This window comes from Arthrobacter sp. A5 (assembly GCF_051131705.1).
Lineage (GTDB): Bacteria > Actinomycetota > Actinomycetes > Actinomycetales > Micrococcaceae > Arthrobacter_M.
The window spans coordinates 3,431,150-3,453,672 of record NZ_CP180316.1 but is presented as its reverse complement, the minus strand read 5'-3'; the positions used below and the strand labels follow the sequence as shown (position 1 = coordinate 3,453,672).

Annotated in this window: 20 protein-coding genes and 3 pseudogenes; 15 read left to right on the top strand and 8 right to left on the bottom strand. The window is 63.6% G+C overall.

Annotation, left to right across the window (positions count from 1 at the left end; translation table 11 throughout):
- Nucleotides 1–203 precede the first annotated feature (203 nt).
- From ACLLJI_RS16275 to ACLLJI_RS16250, 6 genes and pseudogenes are all read left to right on the top strand, one after another.
- Complete coding sequence (locus ACLLJI_RS16275) at nt 204–563, top strand: J domain-containing protein (protein ID WP_434614385.1); 360 nt, start codon at nt 204–206, stop codon at nt 561–563.
- Nucleotides 564–567: 4 nt separating this feature from the next.
- Nucleotides 568–741: a hypothetical protein gene (locus ACLLJI_RS16270; RefSeq protein WP_434614382.1), complete on the top strand. Its 174-nt coding sequence runs from the start codon at nt 568–570 to the stop codon at nt 739–741.
- Nucleotides 742–913: 172 nt separating this feature from the next.
- A complete protein-coding gene (locus tag ACLLJI_RS16265; RefSeq protein ID WP_434614379.1) occupies nt 914–1,855 on the top strand; it encodes a diacylglycerol/lipid kinase family protein in 942 nt (313 codons plus the stop codon).
- Nucleotides 1,856–1,878: 23 nt separating this feature from the next.
- Nucleotides 1,879–2,172, top strand: a pseudogene (locus ACLLJI_RS16260) (SDR family NAD(P)-dependent oxidoreductase); the annotation flags it as partial.
- On the top strand, nt 2,139–2,297 hold the full coding sequence (locus tag ACLLJI_RS16255) for an SDR family oxidoreductase (RefSeq protein ID WP_434614376.1): 159 nt from the start codon (nt 2,139–2,141) through the stop codon (nt 2,295–2,297). The pseudogene ACLLJI_RS16260 and the gene ACLLJI_RS16255, both read left to right, overlap by 34 nt.
- Nucleotides 2,298–2,492: 195 nt before the next feature.
- Nucleotides 2,493–3,806, top strand: a pseudogene (locus ACLLJI_RS16250) (NAD(P)/FAD-dependent oxidoreductase).
- A 21-nt stretch (nt 3,807–3,827) separates the two neighbouring features.
- Here the strand turns inward: ACLLJI_RS16250 and ACLLJI_RS16245 are convergent.
- From ACLLJI_RS16245 to ACLLJI_RS16235, 3 genes are read right to left on the bottom strand one after another with little or no spacing between them, the layout of a single operon-like run.
- Nucleotides 3,828–4,301: a hypothetical protein gene (locus ACLLJI_RS16245; protein ID WP_434614373.1), complete on the bottom strand. Its 474-nt coding sequence runs from the start codon at nt 4,299–4,301 to the stop codon at nt 3,828–3,830.
- Nucleotides 4,302–4,309: 8 nt separating this feature from the next.
- Nucleotides 4,310–5,338 carry a Rieske 2Fe-2S domain-containing protein gene (locus ACLLJI_RS16240; RefSeq protein ID WP_434614370.1) on the bottom strand — a complete coding sequence of 343 codons (1,029 nt, stop codon included), beginning with the start codon at nt 5,336–5,338 and terminating at the stop codon, nt 4,310–4,312.
- 10 nt (nt 5,339–5,348) lie between these two features.
- Complete coding sequence (locus tag ACLLJI_RS16235) at nt 5,349–6,353, bottom strand: pyridoxal phosphate-dependent aminotransferase (protein WP_434614367.1); 1,005 nt, start codon at nt 6,351–6,353, stop codon at nt 5,349–5,351.
- Nucleotides 6,354–6,772: 419 nt separating this feature from the next.
- Here ACLLJI_RS16235 and ACLLJI_RS16230 point away from each other — a divergent pair, with 419 nt between their 5' ends.
- The 7 genes and pseudogenes from ACLLJI_RS16230 to ACLLJI_RS16200 form a co-directional block, all read left to right on the top strand.
- Nucleotides 6,773–7,711: an ABC transporter substrate-binding protein gene (locus tag ACLLJI_RS16230; protein WP_434614364.1), complete on the top strand. Its 939-nt coding sequence runs from the start codon at nt 6,773–6,775 to the stop codon at nt 7,709–7,711.
- Nucleotides 7,712–7,751: 40 nt separating this feature from the next.
- Nucleotides 7,752–8,678 (top strand): amino acid ABC transporter permease, encoded by a 927-nt coding sequence (locus ACLLJI_RS16225; protein WP_434614362.1) that lies wholly within the window; start codon nt 7,752–7,754, stop codon nt 8,676–8,678.
- The gene (locus ACLLJI_RS16220; RefSeq protein ID WP_434614359.1) at nt 8,675–9,442 is read left to right on the top strand and encodes an amino acid ABC transporter ATP-binding protein; all 768 of its coding nucleotides are present in this window, start codon (nt 8,675–8,677) and stop codon (nt 9,440–9,442) included. Before ACLLJI_RS16225 ends, ACLLJI_RS16220 begins: the two co-directional genes overlap by 4 nt.
- A gap of 20 nt (nt 9,443–9,462) precedes the next feature.
- Nucleotides 9,463–10,200 carry an IclR family transcriptional regulator gene (locus ACLLJI_RS16215; RefSeq protein WP_267544051.1) on the top strand — a complete coding sequence of 246 codons (738 nt, stop codon included), beginning with the start codon at nt 9,463–9,465 and terminating at the stop codon, nt 10,198–10,200.
- Nucleotides 10,197–11,411 (top strand): alpha-hydroxy acid oxidase, encoded by a 1,215-nt coding sequence (locus ACLLJI_RS16210; protein ID WP_434614355.1) that lies wholly within the window; start codon nt 10,197–10,199, stop codon nt 11,409–11,411. The genes ACLLJI_RS16215 and ACLLJI_RS16210 overlap by 4 nt, the downstream gene beginning before the upstream one ends.
- Nucleotides 11,412–11,509: 98 nt before the next feature.
- Nucleotides 11,510–12,997, top strand: a complete 1,488-nt coding sequence (locus tag ACLLJI_RS16205) for an FAD-binding oxidoreductase (protein ID WP_434614352.1) — start codon at nt 11,510–11,512, stop codon at nt 12,995–12,997.
- A 12-nt stretch (nt 12,998–13,009) separates the two neighbouring features.
- Nucleotides 13,010–13,276 (top strand): annotated as a pseudogene (locus tag ACLLJI_RS16200) (SRPBCC domain-containing protein); the annotation flags it as partial.
- A gap of 749 nt (nt 13,277–14,025) precedes the next feature.
- Here ACLLJI_RS16200 and ACLLJI_RS16195 read toward each other — a convergent pair.
- Nucleotides 14,026–15,390, bottom strand: coding sequence for a DUF3100 domain-containing protein (locus tag ACLLJI_RS16195; RefSeq protein ID WP_434614349.1), 1,365 nt, complete (start codon nt 15,388–15,390; stop codon nt 14,026–14,028).
- A gap of 220 nt (nt 15,391–15,610) precedes the next feature.
- On the opposite strand from ACLLJI_RS16195, the gene ACLLJI_RS16190 reads away from it, so the two are divergent.
- A complete protein-coding gene (locus ACLLJI_RS16190) occupies nt 15,611–17,098 on the top strand; it encodes a chlorohydrolase family protein (RefSeq protein WP_434614346.1) in 1,488 nt (495 codons plus the stop codon).
- Between the two features lie 21 nt (nt 17,099–17,119).
- The gene (locus ACLLJI_RS16185; protein WP_434614343.1) at nt 17,120–18,106 is read left to right on the top strand and encodes an ornithine cyclodeaminase family protein; all 987 of its coding nucleotides are present in this window, start codon (nt 17,120–17,122) and stop codon (nt 18,104–18,106) included.
- Nucleotides 18,107–18,213: 107 nt separating this feature from the next.
- Here ACLLJI_RS16185 and ACLLJI_RS16180 read toward each other — a convergent pair whose 3' ends face one another.
- From ACLLJI_RS16180 to ACLLJI_RS16165, 4 genes are all read right to left on the bottom strand, one after another.
- Nucleotides 18,214–18,915: a GntR family transcriptional regulator gene (locus tag ACLLJI_RS16180; RefSeq protein WP_434614340.1), complete on the bottom strand. Its 702-nt coding sequence runs from the start codon at nt 18,913–18,915 to the stop codon at nt 18,214–18,216.
- A 99-nt stretch (nt 18,916–19,014) separates the two neighbouring features.
- The gene (locus ACLLJI_RS16175) at nt 19,015–20,172 is read right to left on the bottom strand and encodes an amidohydrolase family protein (RefSeq protein ID WP_434621620.1); all 1,158 of its coding nucleotides are present in this window, start codon (nt 20,170–20,172) and stop codon (nt 19,015–19,017) included.
- Complete coding sequence (locus tag ACLLJI_RS16170) at nt 20,103–20,831, bottom strand: GTP-binding protein (protein ID WP_434614337.1); 729 nt, start codon at nt 20,829–20,831, stop codon at nt 20,103–20,105. The genes ACLLJI_RS16175 and ACLLJI_RS16170 overlap by 70 nt, the downstream gene beginning before the upstream one ends.
- The gene (locus tag ACLLJI_RS16165) at nt 20,779–22,347 is read right to left on the bottom strand and encodes an amidohydrolase (RefSeq protein WP_434614334.1); all 1,569 of its coding nucleotides are present in this window, start codon (nt 22,345–22,347) and stop codon (nt 20,779–20,781) included. Before ACLLJI_RS16165 ends, ACLLJI_RS16170 begins: the two co-directional genes overlap by 53 nt.
- Nucleotides 22,348–22,523 lie beyond the last annotated feature (176 nt).

Here is a 22,523-nt window from a genome sequence, read left to right as displayed (position 1 = left end):
AGTTTATCCAGGCCGGGAAGGCCACGCAAAGGCCGGCATGAGGACGGGCGGATGTCTCAAACCCACGCCAGCGCGCCGCACGTGCAGCGAATACGGTCTTGGCGTTGCCTCCCGCACCCGACGGTCCCCGGCCCCCACGGCCGGGGACCACCCCATCCTCTACGTTCACCCACTACCGACACCGAGAGGAAGTGTGAGCCATCGTGTCGGGATTGCCGGATTTCTATGCCGTGCTGCACATCGGCCCGGAAGTCACCGCCGGTGAAGTCGGCCGCGCGTACAGGTCCCTGCTGCGCCGCTATCATCCGGACACTCGCCCGTTGCCGGCTACGCCGGCCGATGCGGCCATTGAAGGTAAGGCGCTGCAGGAAATAATGGCCGCGCATGCTGTCCTGGCCGACCCGGTGCAAAGGGCCCTCTATGACCACCGCCGCAAGGTAACAGGCGCAGCGCGGGGTCGCTCGTCCGGGGCGCGGCCGGCCAGGGCCGGAGCAGCGGCCGGGCAGCCCCAGATAATCGTCGGTCCACTGCGGTGGGAGCGTCCAGGAGGTTTATCTCAATGAGTGCATGGCCTTCGCATTGTTCTATCTGCCACCGGCCGGCGATATCTGGCTTTTGCGCCCCGGAATCACCGACTACATCGAATCCCAACAGAGTCAGGACGTCACACTGCGCAACGACGCCTTCAAAAAAGCGGAAAATCACGCCAAAGCCTTCATCTACGGCCCCGAAAACCATTGACACCCGCGAGCACGGACGATGCGGAAATCCACGGACGATGCGGAATTCTCTGCACAGCGCATGCCCAGTGGGGTAGCCGGGACACCAACCAAGCTCGCTTCCCATCCCCACGCAGGAGTCCCTCCGGGTTAGGATTCAGTGTTGCTCGACATTCCCAACATGCAAGGACGACATGGCACAGACCCATCCCCGGCGGGGCAGGCGTGCCGCCGTGGTCATCAATACGACGAAGTCCCCGGGCGAGAATTTCAAACCGACATTCTTCCGGCTGTGCGCGGACGCTGGCTGGGCCGAGCCTCTGTGGCTGGAAACCACCGAGGACGATCCCGGCCGTGGCCAGGCCAAGGAGGCCCTTGATGCCGGCGTCGATGTTGTCATTGCCGCCGGCGGAGACGGCACCGTCCGGTGTGTCGCTGGGGTCCTTGCCGGCACGGATACCGCCATGGGTTTGGTGCCGCTGGGAACGGGTAACCTGCTGGCCCGCAACCTCGGCATTTTCATCACAGACCCAGTGACCGCAGCCCGCAATGTTCTGCACGGTACCGAGACCAAGATCGACGTCGTGCAGGCTATGGTCGACCACGAGGAGCAGGGACGGATTTTTCTCGTCGCAGCCGGGCTGGGCTACGATGCATCCATCATGGCCGACGCAGTCGATGGCCTCAAGGACCGCGTGGGCTGGCTCGCCTACGTCGAGTCCGGCATCCGCAATCTGTCGGGGAAACCGGTGACCGCCAGAATCAGCGTTGACGGCAAGGCCGAGAACCACCGCAAGGTCCGGGGTGTCATGGTGGGCAATTGCGGAAAGTTGATGGGCGGGGTGGAGATCTTTCCGGGGGCTGTGAACACCGATGGCATCCTCGATCTCTTGACACTTGCCCCCCGCGGCAAGTTTGGCTGGGTCGGCGTTATTGCGGGGATCTTAGGCAAAAACACAACCACCAACCGGTCGGTGCGGAGCCTTACGGGCAAAACCGCGGACATCACCGTAGACCGCCCGCAGGAATTCCAGCTCGACGGCGATCACCTGGGCCAGGCAACGCACCTGCGGGTAACCGTGGACCCGCTGGCCCTGACTATCAGGATGACCGAGACCCAGGCAGACGCGCACTGACAAGGGGTAGATCCGGCCGTCGGTTGCGCTTCACGACCTGGTCACCAAACATTGGAATAGGAGAGGATGGGCGCAACTACGAAGCCGCCGTTGCAGTTCGGGAGCAGATCACGACGACGGGCGGGCAAGCAATCTCGGTCGTCGCCGATCTGACTGACTTCGCACAGATCGAGGCCATGCGGTCGGGCATCGAGGACGATCTCGGGACGATCGACATCCTTGTCGCCAACGCAGGAGGAAACCCGATCCCTCCCGGGCCGGTCGAGGACATCACCGGGGATGGGTGGCGCGCCTCGATCGACGCCAACCTCACCACCACTTTCTTCAACGCCTCGGAACCCCCGACGACGTCGCTGACGCCGCGCTGTTCCTGGCTTCCGACGGCTCAAACTGGATCAGCGGCACAACACTCGACGTAGCGGGCGGCCCGGTCGTTGCCTGAGCACGGCAGATTTCGCTCCGGTTCGGTGCGGAAACGGTCGTCCGCGGCGCGCTGCCTTGGAGTCAGCGGCATCCAGCAGGCTTGAAAGTTGCTGCCGCATCGCAGACGTTCCGGGCGTCCCGCACTTCTGCCGCTGCCGATCCTCACGTAGGCTCGACGGATATGCGGCAGACTGACTCACAAGGGAGAATACCCATGGCTTCCAGTTACTGGTCAAGCACACTTGATGTTGATCCTGCAGCGGGGTCACCGGCCGTCCCGGGGAGCGATGGAGCCGAAGACCATGACGTCGTCATCATCGGTGGCGGGAACGCCGGCATCTCGCTGGCCGCGCGGCTGCACCGATACGGATTCAGGGACATCGTTATCGTCGAGCCCAGCGACAGGCACCTGTATCAACCGCTGTTCTCTCACATCGGCGGCGGAACGGCGCGGGCGAAAGAGGCTGTGCGGCCGCAGGCTGACGTCATGCCCAAGGGTGTGCGTTGGATTCGCGACGCGGCCGTGGATATCGCACCGGACGCGCAAACCGTCCAACTCGCCTCGGGGACGATGCTGGCCTACCGTCAGCTGGTCATCTGCCCGGGCATGCGGTTGGACTGGGATGCGGTGCCGGGCTTAGCCGAGGCGATGAGCACTCCCTCCGCGTCGTCCAACTAGGTGTTCGAGCTGGCCCCGAAGACGTGGGACCTTGTCCGCGGACTCCAGCGCGGGACGGCCGTTTTCACCATGCCGTCCGGGACAGTGAAGTGTGATGGGGCCACCCAGAAAATCATGTACCTTGCCTGCGACTACTGGCGGCAGGAAGGTGTCCTCGACGATATCCGCGTGGTCACGGTGGTGCCGACTCCCACCGTCTACGGAGTGGACGTGGTGGACCAGGAATTGAATCGGAAGATCGCCGAGTATGGGGTGGAGCTGCGCTGCAGCAGTGAGGTCACAGACGTTGACGGCGCCGCGCAAACGGTAACGATCTCAGCTGTGACGATCTCACCGGTGACCAATCCGGCCGCCCGGGCCGAATCAGTGGCAGCAGGCAGCGAGGTCCTTCGCTACGATCTGCTTCATGGGGTGCCCCCTCAGGTGGCACCGGACTGGCTTCGGACCAGTGGCCTGACCCGCCCCGGGGATCCGGGCGGCTTTGTGGACGTAAACCCGGAAACCCTGCAGCACAGTCGCTACCGGGACATCTGGTCTCTTGGTGACGCAGCCGGCACCAAGAACTTCAAGTCGGGCGCATCCCTGCGGAAACAGACACTGGCCCTGGCGAAAAATCTCAAGGCCGCCAGCAAGGGAAGGGCCCCCCGCCATAAGTACAACCATTACTCCGCGACGCCCTTCACCGTTTCCCGGTCCACGGTGGTCTTCGCCGAATTCGACCACCTGCACAGGCCCAAACCGACGTTGCCGTGGAAAGGCAGCATGAAGGAGCACCATTCCACCTGGATCCTGGAGCGCAATATTCTCCCTCGGGTCTACTGGCACCTCATCCTCAAAGGACGCGCCTAAATAGGCCGCTCGGGGCGCCGCTCAGGGCACCCAGCCGATGGAGCCGGTGCCCTTGAGTCGAATCACGGCGACGGTGGCATCGATGTCAGACCCTGGCTCGATCCGCAGGAAGTATGGATCATCGCCCTCCAAAATGAGCGCATCCAATTCGCGAAGCCGGTGACGGCCTTCGGCCAGCGCCGAGCCGGATCCGACGATGACGGCCACCACCTCCTGCAACTCTCGTTCGACGTCGAAGCCGGTGCCGACGCTACGTACCTGAATTTCCGGACGGACCAGTGCCGCGTCGGCGTGCACCTCGATGCGCGATGCCGAGCCATCGCCACGCCCAAGGTTGGCGCTGACCGGAACGCCCTGGCGCTGACTTCCATTCGGCGCGGTGGCGGCTTCAAACACGCGGATGTCCCATTGCCACCGTTCCCGGCGCGGCGTGTCGGGGGAGGCGGCCACTTCCAGGGCCCCGTCGGCAACCTCGCGATGGGACCCTGCCCTCAAGACCAGCCTCACGGCAGCTGCCCCGCATTGGCCAATTCCTTGGCTTCTGCCGCCAGCATCCGCGCCAGGATCCTTCGGGCCTTGGCGACCCCGGCATCTTGGGCGATTAGCACATCCGGAAGACGTGCGGGACGGGTTTCCATTCGCTCCTGCTGCAGAGCCAAGGCGTCTTCGTCCTCGGTCAAGACTTCGCCCAGGCTTTGTTGGAGCAGCTCGTTCATCGCCTCGTCACCAACGGCGAAGTCGCGGCAGAATGCGTAGAAGTACCACGCGGTGTTCTCGGTTGCCGGAGTAATGGCATTGAGCACAGTGAGCAGATGCCCGTCTTCACGGCGGCCGCCTGGCTCCACCACACCGGCGTGGATTACGTGCAGGCTGGGGATCTGGAATTCGGTCGTGTGCCAGCGGTCTACCAAAGTCAACCCCGTGGCCTTTTCAAACAGTGGCGACGGGTGGCACCCTGGCATCCATCGGTCGACGCTGACCGTCTGGGCCTCAACTTCCACGGTGATGCCGTTTTCGTAGACGGCCTCATCGCCGATGGTGGACTGGTGCAGGAAACTTTCATGGGTCAGGTCCAGTAAATTGTCATGGATCAAATCCGCGCTGCTGTGGAAGAGCCTGATGTGGGTCACCCGGTCCCAGGCCGGATCCGTCATCCAGTGGGTATCAGGCACGGGAACCGCCGCGGCTTTTTGCGGATCCCCCATCCATATCCACACCCAGCGGTGAGCTTCAACGACGGGAAAGGCCTGTACTACCGCACGTTCCGGGATACGCTCCTGAGCCGGCACCCGGACGCAGATTCCGGCGCAATTGTATTCGAACCCATGGTAGCCGCACTGGATGTTGTCGCCGACGAGCCGGCCTGCCGAGAGTGGGTATGCGCGGTGGGCGCACCGGTCGTCAAGGGCGACGACGGCGCCGTCGCGCTTTCGGTAGAGCACGACGTCGTCTCCGAGTATGGTGCGCTTCATCGGTTCGTGGACAACTTCGTCAGATGAAGCGATGACGTACCAGGCATTCTTGATGAACATGGACTCTCCTCTAAACAAGGCCGCTGGCAGCGGCGGCGGTCGGTTGTAGCAGTTCTCGGACGGGAGGCAGGGCTCCTCGCAGCAGTTCCAGCCCGCGCTGGGTAGGCACGCTGATCCGCACGGTTCCGGGTAGGCCCAGGCTGCTTCCCGGGCGCACCGAGATTCCATGCCGGAGCACGGCTGAGACGAACTCCGTCTCGTCAAGAGTCTGGACGAGGAGAAAGTTCGCCTGGGACGGGATAACCGGGTAACCGGTCTGTTCAAGCAGGAGGACCATTTCGGCGCGGATACGCAGCGTGTGTTCGCGCACGGCGAGCTGGTGCGCGGGGTCCCGCAGAGCCGCCAGGGCGGCAGCCTGTGCCACAGAGCTGACCGAAAACGGCGGCCGGATCTTTTGTAGCGTCGCGATGACGTCCTGCTCCGCCACCAGGTAGCCCACCCGCAGGCCGGCCAGCCCGTGAATCTTGGAGAAGGTCCGCAGGACGGCAACCCCTCCGCCCGACACGAGCGGGATGGCAGTTTGGGTGTTCGGATCGTCGGTGAAATCGATATACGCCTCATCAATGACCACGAGCCGCGCCGGGCTTCGTGCCACGAATTTGCGGATCCCCGCCGGTGTGCACACCGTTCCCGTCGGATTGTGCGGGTTAACCACATAGGCGATATCCGCGTCAACGGCAGCCATCGTTTCCAGATCATGCGCCCAATCGCGCAACGGCACCTGTGTCAGGCGGGCGTTTACCGCATAGGTACTGATCCTGTCGATCTGATACGGGGGTGCTGCGCAGACGGCATGGCCTCCATGGGCAAGGTAGGCCGAGGCGAGCAGGAAGATCAGCTCATCGGAACCATTGCCGATGAGGATCTGGTCCGGGGCAACGTGATGCAGCGACGCCAGCTCTGACGTCAATTCCTGCGCCAGCGGGTCGGGGTAACGATGTGCTTGCGCCAGCGCACCGCAGATTGCCGCCGCGACATCAGGACTGGCTCCCAAGGGGGATTCATTCGATGCCATTGATCCGTCCGCGATCGGGGCTCGATTCCCCGGCTGGTAGGGCTGCAGGCGGTTGAGCCACGGGCGTTCAGCGATGGTCATTAGGTGGGCCTTCCGGGTAGAGGAATGTGGTGAAGAGGCGCCAGGTGGGTTGTGGTCGGCGGCGTCGTCCTGAGCTTTCCTTCCGGCCTTCGTCCCGTGATTTGTTCATATATACGATCGTCATACGAATATGTGAACACGTTACAAAGCCGTTTGCGGTAAGTCAATGGCCCGGGAGGAGTTCCCGCCGGGCGGGATTTAAGGCGGTCCGTCATTTTCGGCCCACCCATTGACAGTGACGTAGACTACACCATACTGTTTCTCTCATATCGAACAGTGTTCGTATATGTGAATTTGTCAGCGAGTTTTCAGTTGCCCACACCCTTGGAGGATGCCCCGTGAGTGCCATCGATCCCCGCCACAAAATCCGCAAAAGAGCCCTATTCGCCGTCCCTGTCCTTGCCGGCCTCCTGCTGTCCGGGTGCAGTTCTGCCACCCCCGGTGACGTGAACGGGGCGGTGAAGGACCAGGCTGCCAACAGCACGGCACCGCTTTACAAGTCGCTGCCGGAGTCCGTCCAGAAGGCGGGCACCATCCAAATTGGCTCCGCCATCGATTACCCGCCGTTCGAGTACTACGAGGCCGCGGGCCCGCTGGCCGGCTTCGAAGTCGAGTTGTCCAAGGAGCTGGAAAAGCAGCTCGGTGTCTCCTTCACCTGGAACAACGCCAGTTTTGACACTCTGCTGCCGGCACTGACCACCAAGAGGTACGACGTAATCTTTGGTGCCGTCAATGACACGGCTGAACGCGAAAAGACCTTCGATATGGTGTCATATCTACAGTCCTCCCAGGGTTTTGTCGTCCAAAAGGGTAATCCGACCGGACTAGCCACGGTTGAAGACCTCTGCGGAAAGCCCATCGCGGCCGTGCGCGGAGGCGTTCAGCCACAGTATCTCGAGGCCCAATCCAAGGTGTGCACCGATGCCGGCAAACAGCCCATCGACGTACTCACTTTTGACGGCAACGCCGCCGAGCAGCTCGCGGTAAAACAAGGCAAGGCTGTGGCACTGCTTGAGAACTACCCGACGGCCGCGTACTTCGCCCAGCAGTCCGAGGGCAAACTTGAGGTCGTTAGTGGGCTGCAAGTGGAGAAGCGCTTCTTCTCGATGGTCTTCAGCAAGAAGGAATCAACGTTGCGTGATGCCCTGGGGAAGGCTTGGCAGGCCATCATCGACGACGGCTCGTACCAAGCGGTACTGAAGAAGTGGGATCTGGGCAGCATCGGCATCACCGAGTCCACGGTAAACCCCGTGACGGCCGGCATCAGTCCTAAATAGCCCACCGTGCCCGATGAACTGACAACAGGAAAAGGAGCACGTGGTGGTAGTCGAAAACAAGCCTGAGACCGGGCGCGAAGTGCCCGCGGTGCCAACGTCCGCCAGGGCGCTGACAGTTGTCCCGCTGAAATACCCCGGACGGTGGGTGCTGGCCATCGTGATTCTGGTGTTGCTGGCCCTGCTCGTGCGGGCATTCGTGGTCGCTGACATCGATTACTCCGCGGTGGTCGAGTACTTGACGGTCCCCGGAATCCTTGAGGGAGTGCGCAATACGCTGCTGCTCCTGCTGCTGTCCATGGCGTTGGGACTGGTCCTTGGCGTGCTGACCGCAGTGATGCGCCAGTCGCCAAATCCGGTCCTGCGCTGGGTCGGCGGCGGGTACGTTTGGCTGTTCCGGGGTACTCCACTGCTGGTACAGCTGCTGATCTGGTTCAACCTGGCGATCATTTTCAATACCTTCACGATCCCGGGCCTGGTGTCCATGCCCATGAACACGCTGATGACGCCGTTTCTGGCGGCTTTGCTGGGGCTGGGCATAAATGAGGGTGCCTACATTTCGGAAATCGTGCGCGGTGGCATCCTCTCCGTCGACCACGGCCAACGCGAGGCTGCCTCGGCCATCGGAATGCCGCGCGCCAAAATCATGCGCAGGATCGTCCTGCCACAGGCGATGCGCGTGATCATTCCGCCGCTGGGCAATGAGTTCATTGCATGCCTGAAGTTCACGTCCCTGGCCTACACCATTTCCTTCAGCGAACTGCTGCACTCCGCGAACAAGATTTACACCGCCAACTTCAAGGTGATCGAGCTGCTCTTCACCGTTACCATCTGGTATCTGGCCCTGACTACCGTGTTCAGCGTCCTGCAGCAGATGCTGGAGGACCGGCTTGGTCGCAGTGCGCCGGGATCCCGACCCAGTTTTGCGCGCCGGATTCGTAAAAACCTGGCCCTCAGGAGGACGGCATGAGCAAGCAACTGATCGTCCATGCCGAGCAGGTCACCAAATCATTTGGCGACCTGGAGATCCTCAAGGGGATTGACCTGCAGGTTTTCCGTGGTGAGGTGCTGTGTATCATCGGTCCCTCGGGATCGGGTAAATCCACGTTTCTGCGGTGCATCAACCACTTGGAGAAGATCGACGGCGGACGCCTATCGGTCAACGGCTCGCTGGTGGGTTACCGCCAGAACGGGGACAGGTTATACGAGCTAAAGGACAAGGACGTCTGCCGCGAACGGGCCAATATCGGCATGGTGTTCCAGCATTTCAACCTCTTCGGCCACAAGACTGCGCTGGAAAATGTCATCGAGGGTCCGGTGCAGGTCAAAGGGATCTCTAAGAAGAAGGCAACCGAACAGGGCATGGCGCTGCTGGAGCGCGTGGGGCTGGGGAGCCGGGCACATGCCTACCCGTATGCCATGTCCGGCGGCCAGCAGCAACGAGTCGCCATCGCCCGGGCACTTGCGATGGAACCGCAGCTGATGCTTTTCGACGAGCCCACCTCCTCGCTGGACCCCGAATTGGTGGGGGAGGTCCTGGACGTGATGAAAGACCTGGCCAGTTCCGGGATGACCATGGTGGTGGTGACCCATGAGATGGGCTTTGCCCGTGAGGTCGCGGACGGAATAGTCTTCATTGATAATGGCTGCGTCGTTGAGCGGGGCCAGCCGCACGACGTTTTGGGCGACCCCCAAGAGGAGCGCACCCGGGCGTTTCTCAGTGCGGTCCTTTGATAGGCGAGGAGTAGGAACAGATGAGCACCTCGGTTTTACGAGCCCTGAAAATCCTCGAACTACTATCGGGCTCCGACAAACCGTTGCCACTGACCCGGATAGCCGAGCAATTGGACATCCCCAAAAGCACCGCGCATGCTATTCTTCGGGCCCTGGCCAGTCGGGAGTTCCTGGAAGTCACCGAGCACGCGTCGTACTCCATCGGGCTGCGGGCGTTCGAAGTCGGTGCCGCGCACCTGCGCTCCAATAACGCCGTCGACATTGTCATCCCGCAACTGGCGGGTTTGACGAAAGAGCTGGGCATCACCTCGCACTACGCGGTTCTCGACGGAACCGACGCCGTCTACCTCTGCAAACAGGACCCTCCCGGCCTGGGCATCAAACTGGCAAGTTCCGTGGGTGCCAGGCTGCCGGCCGTTGTCACGGCGGTAGGGAAGGCAGCCTTAGCCTGGCTGCCGGGGAACGAGCTGGCAGCTCACCTGCCGTCCGGTGGCGAGGTAGGGCGGGACGTCGGGATCATGGCCGAGCTTGCCCAGGTCCGGGAGCGCGGCTACAGCCTCGATGACGGCGAAACAGCTTCCGGTGTCCGCTGCATTGCTGCGCCGGTTTTTAGCCCCTCCGGCGGGCCGGGCGCCATCGGCGTCAGCTACATGCTCGGTTCGACGCTGGATGCCGACGCCGTTGCAGCGCACGTCATGAACTCTGCCAGCCGATTGACGCAACTGCTGGGCACATTGACCCGGAAGGCCACCGCATGAAAGTTTCACAGGCCCTGAAACTTGTCTCGATCAAGCCGCCCTCCGGAAGCCGGACCAGCCGGCGGTTGGAGCGGTGCCGGACCATCGATGATGTTCGGCTGGCCGCCAAACGCCGCTTGCCGCGGCCTGTCTTCGACTATGTCGACGGCGGAGCGGACAGTGAGGACTCGTTGCGGAACAACACAGACGCACTGGGTCGCTACCATTACCTTCCCAGAGTCCTGACCGATGTCGGGAACCCGGACCTTTCCGCTACGATCCTGGGGCGCAAAACCGCCGTCCCCCTGGGTTTTGCGCCCACCGGCTACACCAGGATGATCGATCCGCGCGGGGAGCCTGCCGTGGCGCGGGCGGCCGCAAGGGCCGGCATTCCTTATGTTCTCTCCACCATGGCCAGCACGTCGTTGGAGGATTTGGCCGAAGCCGCAGGCATGAACTCTGCGGACCTCTGGTTTCAGCTGTATGTCTGGAAAGATCGTGCCCTGACGCTCGAGCTGGTCAGGCGGGCGTGGGCCAGTGGGTACCGCGTGCTGGAAGTCGCCGTGGATACGGCGGTCACCGGTAATAGGTTACGTGACGTGCGAAATGGCCTGACCATTCCCCCAGCTCTCTCGCTAAGGAGCCTGGCGGACATTGGAAGCCGACCCGGATACTGGGCGGGCATGCTGGCTGGTCCGGCCCTGACATTTGCCAACGTGAAGGACCGGTCCAGCGGCTACAGCGTTGATAACATCGGCCAACAGTTTGACCCCGGCGTGACGTGGGAGGACCTGGACACCCTGCGCCAGGCGTGGCCCGGAAAGCTGGTCTTGAAGGGGCCGATCGGCCCCGCCGACGCCAAACGCGCCCAGAGCCTGGGCGTGGACGGTGTGCATTTGTCCAACCATGGAGGCAGGCAGCTCGACCGGACCCTGGCCCCGGTGGAACTTGTTCGGCCGGTCCGGGCCGCCGTCGGCGAAGATTTCGCCATTCTGGTGGATTCGGGCATCCGGCATGGTTCGGACGTCGCCACCGCCATCGCCCTTGGAGCTGACGCCTGCATGGTGGGGCGCGCCTACCTGTGGGGGCTGGTGGGCGGCGGCCAGGAGGGGGTGGAACATGTTGCGGACCTGCTCACCGGTCAGTTCCGTCGGACACTCCAATTGCTGGGAATGGCCAGCGTCGAGGAGCTGCGTGCAGCCGGACCAGGCCTACTGGCACCGCGCTGCTGAGGGCACTATCGGTGCTCTGTCTGCCTGCGAAGCGCGGCGGTCGGAGCCTCTGGCGGGACACGCCTGCAGTATCCAACGAAAACGAAAAGAGGGAAAGCATGGATGTCGTCCACCACTTGTCCGCAGCGTTGCCCGGCCTGGTACAGACTGATCCTTCGGTCTTGCAGATGTACCGGGCGGACCGCTCCGGCCATCTGGCCTCCGGCACGGCACTGGCGGTGGTGCAGGCCCGCACCGTCGACGATGTGCAGACCGTGTGCAGAATTGCCCACGAGCATCGCACCCCAGTGGTCACCAGGGGCGCCGGCACCGGCCTCTCCGGCGGCGCCATTGCCGGAGCCGGTGAAATTATCCTCTCCACGACGTCCATGACGCGGATTTTGGAGGTCTCACCCGATAACCGGCTCGCCGTCGTCGAGCCCGGCATCCTCAATGGTGACCTGAACCGTGAACTGGCAAAGCAGGGCATGTGGTGGCCGCCGGATCCAGCCAGCAAGGACATCTCAACCGTTGGCGGGAATATCGCGATGAATTCCGGCGGCCTGCTGTGCGCCAAATACGGCGTCACCCGCGAAGCCGTCCTGGCGTTGAAGGTCGTGCTGGCCGACGGCCGGCTGATTTCGGTGGGACACCGCACGGTCAAGGGGGTCACCGGCTACGATGTGTGTGCGTTGATGGTCGGCTCCGAGGGTACCTTGGGCGTGATCGTCGAGGCCACGCTGAAACTGCGCTCTCTGGTAACCGGCACGGTGGCCACTATTGCCGCCTTCTTCGATTCGGTCGCCGAGGCCGCTGCGGCCTCGGCCGCCATTACGGCTGCCGGACTGCAGCCGGCAATGATGGAGTTGCTGGACCGGCGCACGCTGGAATGTGTGAGTCGCTATACCGGCGTGGATCTTGTCGTACGAGGGAATGCGTACTTCCTTCTCCAGTGTGATGGCCCCGGCGCGGAATCAGAGGCCTCGGAGATGGCCGGGATCATCCGCGATGCCGGGGGACGGGTGGAAATTACGACCGATCCGGAGACTGCCAAGGCCCTGGTGGACGTGCGGCGGCAGGTGTTCCCGTCTTTGGAGGCCATGGGGACCTTGCTGGTTGAAGATATCGCCGTGCCCCGGTCTCAAATGACTGCGGCGTTTGCCAAAATCTCCGATCTTGAAATTAAGTATGGTGTCATGATTCCCACTACGTGCCACGCGGGGGACGGCAATCTTCATCCGAGCTTCGTCTTCAGTGGTGAATCTGTCCCGGACTCCATTTGGGCCGCCGCAGAGGAACTTTTCGCCTACGCCTTGGCCCTGGGCGGCACGCTATCCGGCGAACATGGCATCGGGATTCTCAAACGGCGCTGGCTTGGGGACGAACTCGGCGCCATCCAGCTTGGGCTGCAACGGCAGATCAAGGCGGTATTTGATCCGCACAACCTGCTCAATCCCGGCAAGGTGTTTGATCCGGTGCGGGCGCCGCTCGTGGAATCGTCGACTGTCCGAGGAGTACCCACAATGAACGTAACTTTGAAGACCAGCGACGGTCGCGCGGTGCTGCAATTTGAGCGCCGTCTGGCGCATCCGATGAAGTGGGTGTGACGCGCCGTCGTCGTGCCTGCCGAGCTCGGACAGTGGTTTCCCGCTGCGGCCGACTGGACCCCTGAAGCGGGCGAGACTTTCGAAGCGGGAGGACAAACCGGACAAATCACCGAACTCACTGCGCCGCAGCGGATCGAATGGACCTTCGGCGGCCAGCTGTTCCGATTTGAGCTCAAGGAGGAGCAGGCCGAATGCGTGTTGGTGTTCACCCACGTCTTTGACGACCGCGTAGTCGCCGCCCAGACGGCAGCCGGATGGGCCTGTTACCTCGACCGGCTCGAGTCACACCTCAGCGGGGGGTTCCTGTCCGAAGAAAGCGCCCACGTACCGATCGGGGAGCGGCACGAGCGCTACGCGGCGCAATTCGGGCTCGATCCCGCTCCCGGCCGCGAGTTCATCGCGGGCCTGGCCTTCCGTGGACCCGTACTCGAGGATGGCCCGGTCCTGCGGCTGGAACGTCGCTACGATCAGCCGATCGGGCGGCTGTGGCAGGCCCTGACCTATCCCGCCGAGCTGCACCAGTGGTTCCCCGGCGGGCTTGAGGTCGGGGCTAGTGAGGCGCCCCGTTTACTGACGGGTCCTGGCAAGGGGAGGGAACCCTGCGGTTCGAGCTGCGGCCCGAGGGCACTGGATGCGTGCTCGCGTTCACACACACCTTCACCGACCGAGACCAGGCCGCGCTGGCCGGGGCCGGCTGGGACCGTTGTTTCGCCCGGCTGGACGCCTTACTCGCTGATCACCGGATGAGCGAAGCCGCCTCCCTGGCCAGCTGGCGCGCCGTGCACGAACGACTCGCCGCAACGTGGAACGTGGACCCCGAAATTGGGCGCAGGGTCTACGCCCAACACTCGCGCGACTGAAAGGAGGCCACGCACTCAGGTGCGCAATGACGACGGCGGTTGTCCTAGCGGGTGCCGGAACGCATGCAAGTTGCCCGATAGTTCAGCCAAGTCTGCTGAAAAAACCACTGCGTGACCGGACTACAGGTACAGGACACTACAGGTACAGGACACTACAGGTACAGGACACTACAGGTGCAGGACGGTCTGGCCCAGGGCTGCGGCGGCGATGAACGAGGCGCTATAGGTGATCAGCGCTACGATGACCACCTTCCAGCTGAGCGCCTTCAACGCCGGGATATCGCGCCCCACGGTGAGGCCGATCAGCGCCAGGGTGGGCACGCCCATCAGGATGACGTCGAGGTTGCCGGTCAGGGTCGCGAACAGCTGGGATGTGGGCAGGAACGGAGCCGAGAGTACCGTGGCGATGCCCAGAACCCACACGCTCGAGGGCACGGTAGGCAGCCACTTCGCCAGCCGGAATGACAGCGCCGTGAGCAGCAGCAGGATGACCATGCCGAGCAGGTCGCCAGGGACGAAGGCCTTGGTCCCCAAAAGGTTCATCAGCAGGCCGGACACGCCCACAACGCCGTACGCCAGCAGCTGCGTCCGCCATGAGAGGGGCACCTCTGGGTCCTCCACTGCCACAGGAGCGTCCGGCGCGGGTAGGGCTGCCGGGCCTGCAGGCACGGCAGCTGCCTGCGTTGCCCGCCCCACCCGCCGGCCGTCGTCGTCCCTGCCGAAGAGCCGGCTCCAGAACGTGTAGAGGCGGCGGCACAGCGGCAGCGACAGAAATACCCCGGCGTAGAAGCCCACGATGTTGGTCACCAGGTTGGACAGGGCGGCCAGGGCCATGATCTCGGGTGCCTGGCTCGGGTAAAGCAGGGACAGCGCGCCGGCGCCGCCGAGCATCATCGACGCGGAGCCCAGGCCCAGTCCCAGCGCCAGGGCGCGGGGGTCGAAGATGGACAGGCCGCCGAGGAAGCCGGCCAGCAGGGAGATGAACACGGCGCCGAACAGGCTGCCGAGGAGCCAGACGGAGAACACCCCGCGGTATTCGGGCGAGCGGACGCCGAAGCGCTGGATGGCGTAGGCCAGGAACGATTCGCGGTCGATCGACCAGGTGGCGCCGATGGCGACGCGGCCCAGGCCGAGGGCGACGGCGACCGGCAGCGCGATGATCACGGTGCCGAAGATATGGCCCACCTCCTGCAACGCCACGGCCGGACCGATGCCGCCGAGCTTCATCAAGGTCGGGCCGATCTGGGTGCCGAGCCGGGCCAGGAAGACGATGATGCCAATCTCCAGCAGCAGGGTTGCCACGGACCGCGCGGCAGGAGAGATGGGGCGCAAGCGCTGCGTGCCCAGGATCGCGCCGAGGACCACCGCCCAGATGATGGGAAAGAGGACGACGGCGGCCGGTCCCAGTTGGATTTTCACTGTGCCGATGAGAACGGAGACGGCGGAGACCGCCACCGACAGGACGATGACGGTGGTCCAGTGGCCGCGGGCGATCCCGGGGGCGGGGTGCCGAGTGCCGATGGAGTAGCTCATGTCTCTCACTGTCTTCCTTGAAGTTGTATACCAAAGTGATAGTAGCGAATACACGATGAGATGTAAATCACCTCCGGAATTTCACCGGGTCGCAGGAACAGCGGCGTTAAGCGACGTCTCGCTCCTTTCCCGCAGGGAGACGTCTCCATATTTGGAATACCAAATGCGGTTATACTGGAGGACGTAAGCCATCCGGCCCACGTCTTTGAAGGAGGCAAGCGTGCGAACATGTATCCGCGCAGACCACGTGCTGGTCCACGAGAGCGGGCGGCACGTGCTGGTTTCCGGTGGCCAAGTTGTCTATGAGGACGATTCGATCGTGTACGCGGGGCCGCTCCGGGACGGTTCCTTCGACGAGACGCTGGAGCTGGGCGCGTCACTGGTCACGCCGGGGCTGATCGATTTAGACGCGCTGACGGACATCGACCACCTCATCCTGGATTCATGGTCCCCCGTCGACCGGTCCGAGGGGTTTCAGTGGTCGCAGAACTACTTCGACCACCGACGCCAGGACGTATTCACGCCCGAGGAGCGCCAGGTGGTGCGCGAATTCGCGCTGGTCCAGCTGGCTCTGCACGGAATCACCACCTACATGCCAATAGCGTCGGAAGTGCACAGCGCTTGGGCGGAAAGTTACGAGGAATTGGTCGGCATGGCCGCCACGTCCCGCCGGATCGGCCTGCGCGGATTCCTCGGTCCGGCCTACCGCTCGGGCGTGAACGTGGTCGGTCCGGACGGCGAACGCGCGGTAGCGTTCGATGAGGAGCTGGGCAATGCCGGGCTGGCCGAGGCCAAGCGGTTCCTGGACTACACGCAGGAGCTCGACGATCCGCTGGTCACGGGCGTGCTGCTGCCGTGCCGGATCGAGACTCTTACCGAAGAGCTGATGGCCGCCACAGCGGCTGCAGCCGGGTCTCGTCAGGTGCTGGTGCGCCTGCACGCGCTCCAGGGGCTGCTGGAGCGCAGGCTGATCCAAGAGCGCTACGGCGTGACGCCGCTGGAGCTGCTGGAGCGCACCGGGCTGCTCAGTGCTAACTTGCTGATTCCCCATGGCATGATGATCGACCGTAACCCCCTCGTTGCGGGGGAGGACCACGGTGACCTGGCCGTGCTGGCCGACGCGGGGGCTTCCATCATCCACTGCCCGCAGACATCCTTCCGGTACGGCAGTGCCCTGCACTCGTTCGGCACCTACCTGGCCGCGGGCATTAACATGTGCCTGGGCACGGACTCCTTCCCACCGGACCTGGTCCGCGGCATGGACACAGGCGTGCATCTGGCCAAGATCGTGGACGGCGCCGCCGACGCTGCACCGGTCGAGCGCTACTTCGACGCGGCGACGCTCGGGGGCGCGCGGGCCCTGCACCGGCCGGACCTGGGCCGGCTGGAGGCCGGAGCGCAGGCCGACCTGGTCGCGTTCTCGCTGGCCGACTTCCGCGACGGCGTGCTCGATGACCCGGTCCGCACGCTGCTGCTCAACGGTAGCGCCCGCTCCGTCACGCACTCCGTGGTGGCCGGCCGGATGGTGGTGCGTGACGGAGCGGTGCCTGGCATCGACCTTCCGGCGTTGCGTGCCCGGGCCCAGACCTTGTTCGGCCGCATGCGGAACGCCTACTCCGAGCGGGACATGCTCCGGCGCAGTGCCGATGAACTCTTCCCGCCGGCTTTTCCCCGCAGCGGACCTCAAGTGACCCACTTCCCTGCCTGACCCGATCCAAGGAACCCCGCCATGACCCTGATCCTCACCGCCTCGGACCTCGCCGTGCTGGCGGACATGCAGGCCACGATCGCCGCCGTCGAACTCGCCTTCGGTGACATCACCAGGGGCACTGCCCACCAGCCCGCTCCGACGTCGCTCCACCTGCCCAGCTCGGACGCGCGCTTCGTGCCGATGACCGCTCTTGCCGACGAGCAGCAGCTGGCGTCCGTGAAGCTGCTGGCGGACATCCCGGCCAACCGCGGTGCCGGGCTGCCCACTCAGCGCTCCACGATCCTGCTCGCCTCGCAAATCACGGGGGAGACGCTGGCCATTCTGGACGGACGTGTGCCCACACGGGTGCGCACGGCCGCCGCCAGCGCTGTGGCCAGCAGACACCTGGGCCGGCCGGACAGTCGGGTGTTGGGGCTGGTGGGTGCGGGCGCGCTCGCGGTTGCGCATGTGGAGGCGATGCTCGCCGTGCTACCGATCGAGGAAGTAGTCGTATGGTCCCGGTCGACGACGACGACGGACGGGTTCCGCGAGCAGGTGCTCCGCCACGGGCTGTCCGTCACCGTGGTCGGCTCCCCCGGGGAAGTCTTCGAGACGGCCGATGTGGTGTGCACGCTGACGCCCGCCACGGAGCCGGTGGTGCACGGGCGCTGGTTCCGGGACGGCCAGCACATCAACGCAGTGGGCTCCCGGCCCCGTCCGGATCACCGAGAGATCGACACGGAAGGGATGGTGCGCTCGCGGATCTTCGTCGACAGCCGTGCCACAGCGGCGGAGAAGTCCGGCGACCTGCTCATTCCTGTGGGGGAGGGCGCGCTGTCGCTGGCGGATGTCCAGGGGGAACTCGGCGAGGTGGTGGCCGGACGGGTCCCGGGCCGCATCAGCGACGCAGATATCACGCTGTTCAACTCCGTGGGCATCGGCATGCTGGATCTGGCCATCGGGAGGCTCTTGTACGACGGGGCCATCGAACAGGGTCTGGGGCTACGGGTTGACCTCAGCCGGTAGTGACTGAACCGCTTGACCTGTCAGGAGAGTTGAATCTACCGGCGCTACCGGCGCTACCGGCGCTACCGGCGCTACCGGCGCTACCGGCGCTACCGGCGCTACCGGCGCTACTGGGTGATGCCCTTGTGTCCGGTGGTCAGGGCGGTTGCCAAGCCGGCGAGAGAGGGCTCGCGGCCAAGTTCGATATGCGCATAGGCGAGGGCGGCAGCGAGTTCCGGCTTTCCAGCGTAAATGGCGGCGCACAGTCCCGCATGCTCGGTGCACTGGGCTTGGGGATCGCGGTCCGATGTGAGAGCGAACAATCGTTGGAGCCGGCCAAGTACAGGGCGCATGGCGGTGGCAAGCAGTGTGTTGCCACTCATGGCAATAATCTCGGCGTGCAGCGCAGAGTTCAACGCGGCGACCGCCGCGATGTCCTCGCGTGCCGTGGCCGACGCGGACTCCTCCTGTAACTCGGCCAGTCGCGGTGCCACGCCTCCGGCCGCGACGAACTCCGCGGCCTTCCGGGCAGCGAAGACCTCAAGATTGAGCCGGATGTCGAAGAGTTCCTCGGCGTCGCTGACCGTGAACTCTCGCACGACGGCACCCCGCCGCGGGTAGGTGACGATGAACCCGTCGGCCTCGAGCTGGTGCAGCGATTCGCGGATGGGGATGCGCGAGATGTCCAGATCGTCGGACAGCTCGCGCTCCCGGAGGCGGAACCCAGCCGGGTAGTCGCCGCTGAGGATCTTGTCGCTGATCCGCCGATACGCGAAGTCCGCCATTGAGTGCTGCGGGTCTGCGACGTCGTCGGCTGCCTGCAAAGCCATGGATCACCCTTCCGTGGTGTATCGGGACGGGGACCAAGACCGACTATCCCTGAGGCCAGCATAGTGGCCCGGCTACCTCGCGGGGCGCGGACTATGCCGTCAGACGAGCGCCAGCTGGTCCGCGACGACGCGGCCCCTGTGGATGACGGTACGATCCGACGGCCGGTCCATGACGGCGGCGCTGACGCAGTCCCCCGACACCAGCAGGAATTCGGCCGGATCACCGACGCTGGTGCCGGGCCGGTCCGTCACGGAGGCCAGCCGGGGGACCGTGCGGTCCAGGATGGACGCCCCGCCAACCGTGGCCACGGCCAGAGCGTGCTCAATTAGGTGGTCGGAGCGGTAGCCGCTGACGAAGGCCAGCTGCCACGTGCGGTCGAGCATGTCGGCGTTCCCGTAGGGAGACCAGTAATCGCGCTGGCCGTCCTCACCCAAGCCCACGCGGACGCCGGCGTCGGCCAGGTCGGCCAGCGGCAGTTGGAACCGACCGCCGGGCGCGACGGTCGCCGTCGAGATGTCCAGTTCCGCCCAAGTTTCGACCAACGTCCGCGTGTGGGCCTCGCTGACACCCCATAGAGGGTAGCCATGGGAGATCGTCACATTGCCTTGCATGCCCAGGGAGCGGGTGCGGTCAGCGATCAACGCGGCGCTGAAGTGCCCTAACTCGCCGGGTTCGTGCAGATGGATGTCGATGGGCACCTGATATTTTTCGGCCAGGCCGAACACGATGTCCAGATGGCGGACGGGATCCTTGTCCAGCGCGCATGGATCGATGCCGCCCATGACATCGGCGCCGGCCTTCAGCGCCTCCTCCATGAGCTCTGCCGTGCCGTTTTCCAGCAATAGTCCGGCCTGCGGGAAGGCGATGACCTTCACCTCGGCCCGGTCCCGGTACATCTGGCGGGCGGCGAGTACTGCCTCGAACTTCTCCAGCCCGCAGTCCGTGTCCACCTGGGCGAAGCTGCGCACGCGCGTGGTCCCGCGCTCGATCATCATGCGCAGCCCCGTCTGGGCACGCTCTCCGATCGACGTTTCCGCATCGCGCCAGCTGTTGCGGTCGTTCAGCATCATGCCCCACACGCCAGGGGCGCCGGTATGTTCGCGGAATGGCAGACCCAACCGATTGGAGTCAAGATGAACATGAACATCGGAGAAGGACGGCAGTAACAGGCGGCCCCTTCCTTCGATCACGGCGACACCGGACGGGGCCGCCGACGGATCGTGTGCGACGACTGAGCCAACCCGGCCACCGACGATCGTGACGTCGGCGGCCGACCCGCCCCACGGCCGTACGTTACGGATAACGGGGGGGTCAGACATGAGTAACCTCCAGTGGCGTAGCTTTGTATGCCACAGTAGACCAAGTCAGGAAAAATATGCGTATGCATCACGATTTTTGTCAATTTGGTATACAAGAGACGACATAGGACTGTCGGGTTTGGCCAAGGGCAGTGCCTTTGGGACAGCGAGCCCTGCCGCCTGCGCGGCAACCCCGAGCAGTACCAGGAGCGTCGTTGGAGCATCACGTCATAGCCGGAAACCCTCCGGTAATCGCTTTGCAGGACGTCCCCTCCGTCCGGTTGGAGAATAGGCGCCGTTGGCGGGACAACGGCCCCACCGGAAATGCCTGCAGCACTGCCGACGCAGTGAGGTTCAGCACGGCTGAGGTTGCAGCAGATGCAGCCGTTGGCCAGTTCAATGGTGTTTTCCTTGGCCGATCGAATCAACCGAGGGTCAATGTTAAGTTCACCTAAATCGTCGACGACGACGGCAATTCGCTCATCGCTATGGGCCAACAGGTCATTGACAAGAGTGGTTTTCCCCCGCCAAGGTACCCGCCGATGACCATAAGGGGGATAGACATTATTGAACCGGGTCCGAGGTGCCGTGTTTGGCGTCCTGGTGACGGCCGCCAATTATTGTGCCCAGCACCCGGATCTCGCCAATCATCTGAGGATCCACCTCGAAGGGGTCCCGCGCAAGAATGGCCACGTCCGCGCGTTTTCCGGCCTCGAGGGATCCCACTTCCTCATCCATTTTCAACATGTAAGCGGCCCCCAGGGTCACCGCATGCAGCGCTTCATGCACGCTGAGACATTCGTATTCGCCCAGCACTCTCCCCGAGACTGTCAGTCGTGTGATGGCATGCTTCATGCTCTTCAGCGGGTTCAATTCGGTCACCGGGGTGTCGCAGTGCACTGAGATGGGAACCCCGGCGTCGAGCGCGGAGCGTGCTGCGTCCATCCGTGAGGCCCGGTCCCACCCTAAGATCCTGTCGGCATGCTGATCTCCCCAGGTCCACAGATGGTTCGAAAAAATATTGGCGCAGGCCCCCAGCGCCGCGGCTCGTCGGTATTGAGCCTGAGTGGTCAGCTGAGAATGCGTGATGGTGTGCCGGTGATCGGGCCGTGGATATTTGGTCAGCACCGCTTCCAGAGTATCGAGAAAGAGCTGGCTGGCTTGGTCCCCATTGCAATGTACGTGAATCAATAGCCCGGCGCGGTGGAACGCGGTGAAGGCCACCTCGAACTCTTCGGGTGTGATGTTCCAAATCCCGTTGGGTTGATCCCCGAGGTAGCCCGGGGCCAAGAGTCTGGCAGTGAAGCCCTGAATCGACCCATCAAGTATGAGTTTAACGTGCCCAAAACGCAGGTTTTCGTTGCCCTCAGATTTCAGCTCCGCCAAATGTTCCGCCATGGCAGCCGCCAGCGGACCGGTCCCCAACCCCACCCCAAATTGGAAGACGTTCAGTCTTACCGGAAAGTTCTCATCAACCGTGTCCGTGTATACAGCCCGTCCCTCTTCGGTGAGCAACCCCATGGTGCCCAAATCGGTAATGGTGGTCACGCCGTGATTCACTGCGTCCTGCGCGAATTGGCTCAGTGCCCTGGCCGAAAGCGCGAGCAAGCCGCCTTCAAAGAAGTGATGTACCAAACACATGGCGGCAAATTCTCGGAGTTCACCATTGGGCATTCCATCGGCGTACTTTTCCACGCCCTCGGTTTGGTTGGAGGAATCGATGCCAGCCTTGGCGAGGACTGCAGAATTGACGACCGCCACGTGCCCGTTGGCGTGGCTGATTTGGATCAGCCTGGTGGTGGAGATGGTGTCGAGATCGTGGACCAGAATGCTCTGTTTCGGGAAGTAGATGTTGTCCATACCCCAGGCCTGCAATGGCGTATCCGTATCACGCATGGCGGACTCGACCTCGCGCAACCGTCGCAGGACCGCCTCCGTGCTGGTGCATCCGGGCCAGAGGTTTCCATTCGGATCGGTGCGGTCAAAATAGCCTACGTAGATCTGCCCCTCCCACATTCCTCCGGAGCCAGCATGCGCGTGAGCCTCAACGAATCCCGGCACCATCACCTGCTGCGCATATCTTTCATCAATCACGGTGTTTGGGTAGGCGCGGAGCTCCTCGACCGATCCCACGGCTCAAATGAATCCGTCTCTGACCGCGATGGCTGTGGCCACAGGCCGTGAGGGATCCATGGTTCGCACGATTTTTGCCGGATAAATAATGGTCTGCTGATCCACTGCCACTCCCTGGTTTACGGCTACGGTTCGATCCTCGTCGTTGAGGTAGCGGGCGAGGAATGACCTTCCTC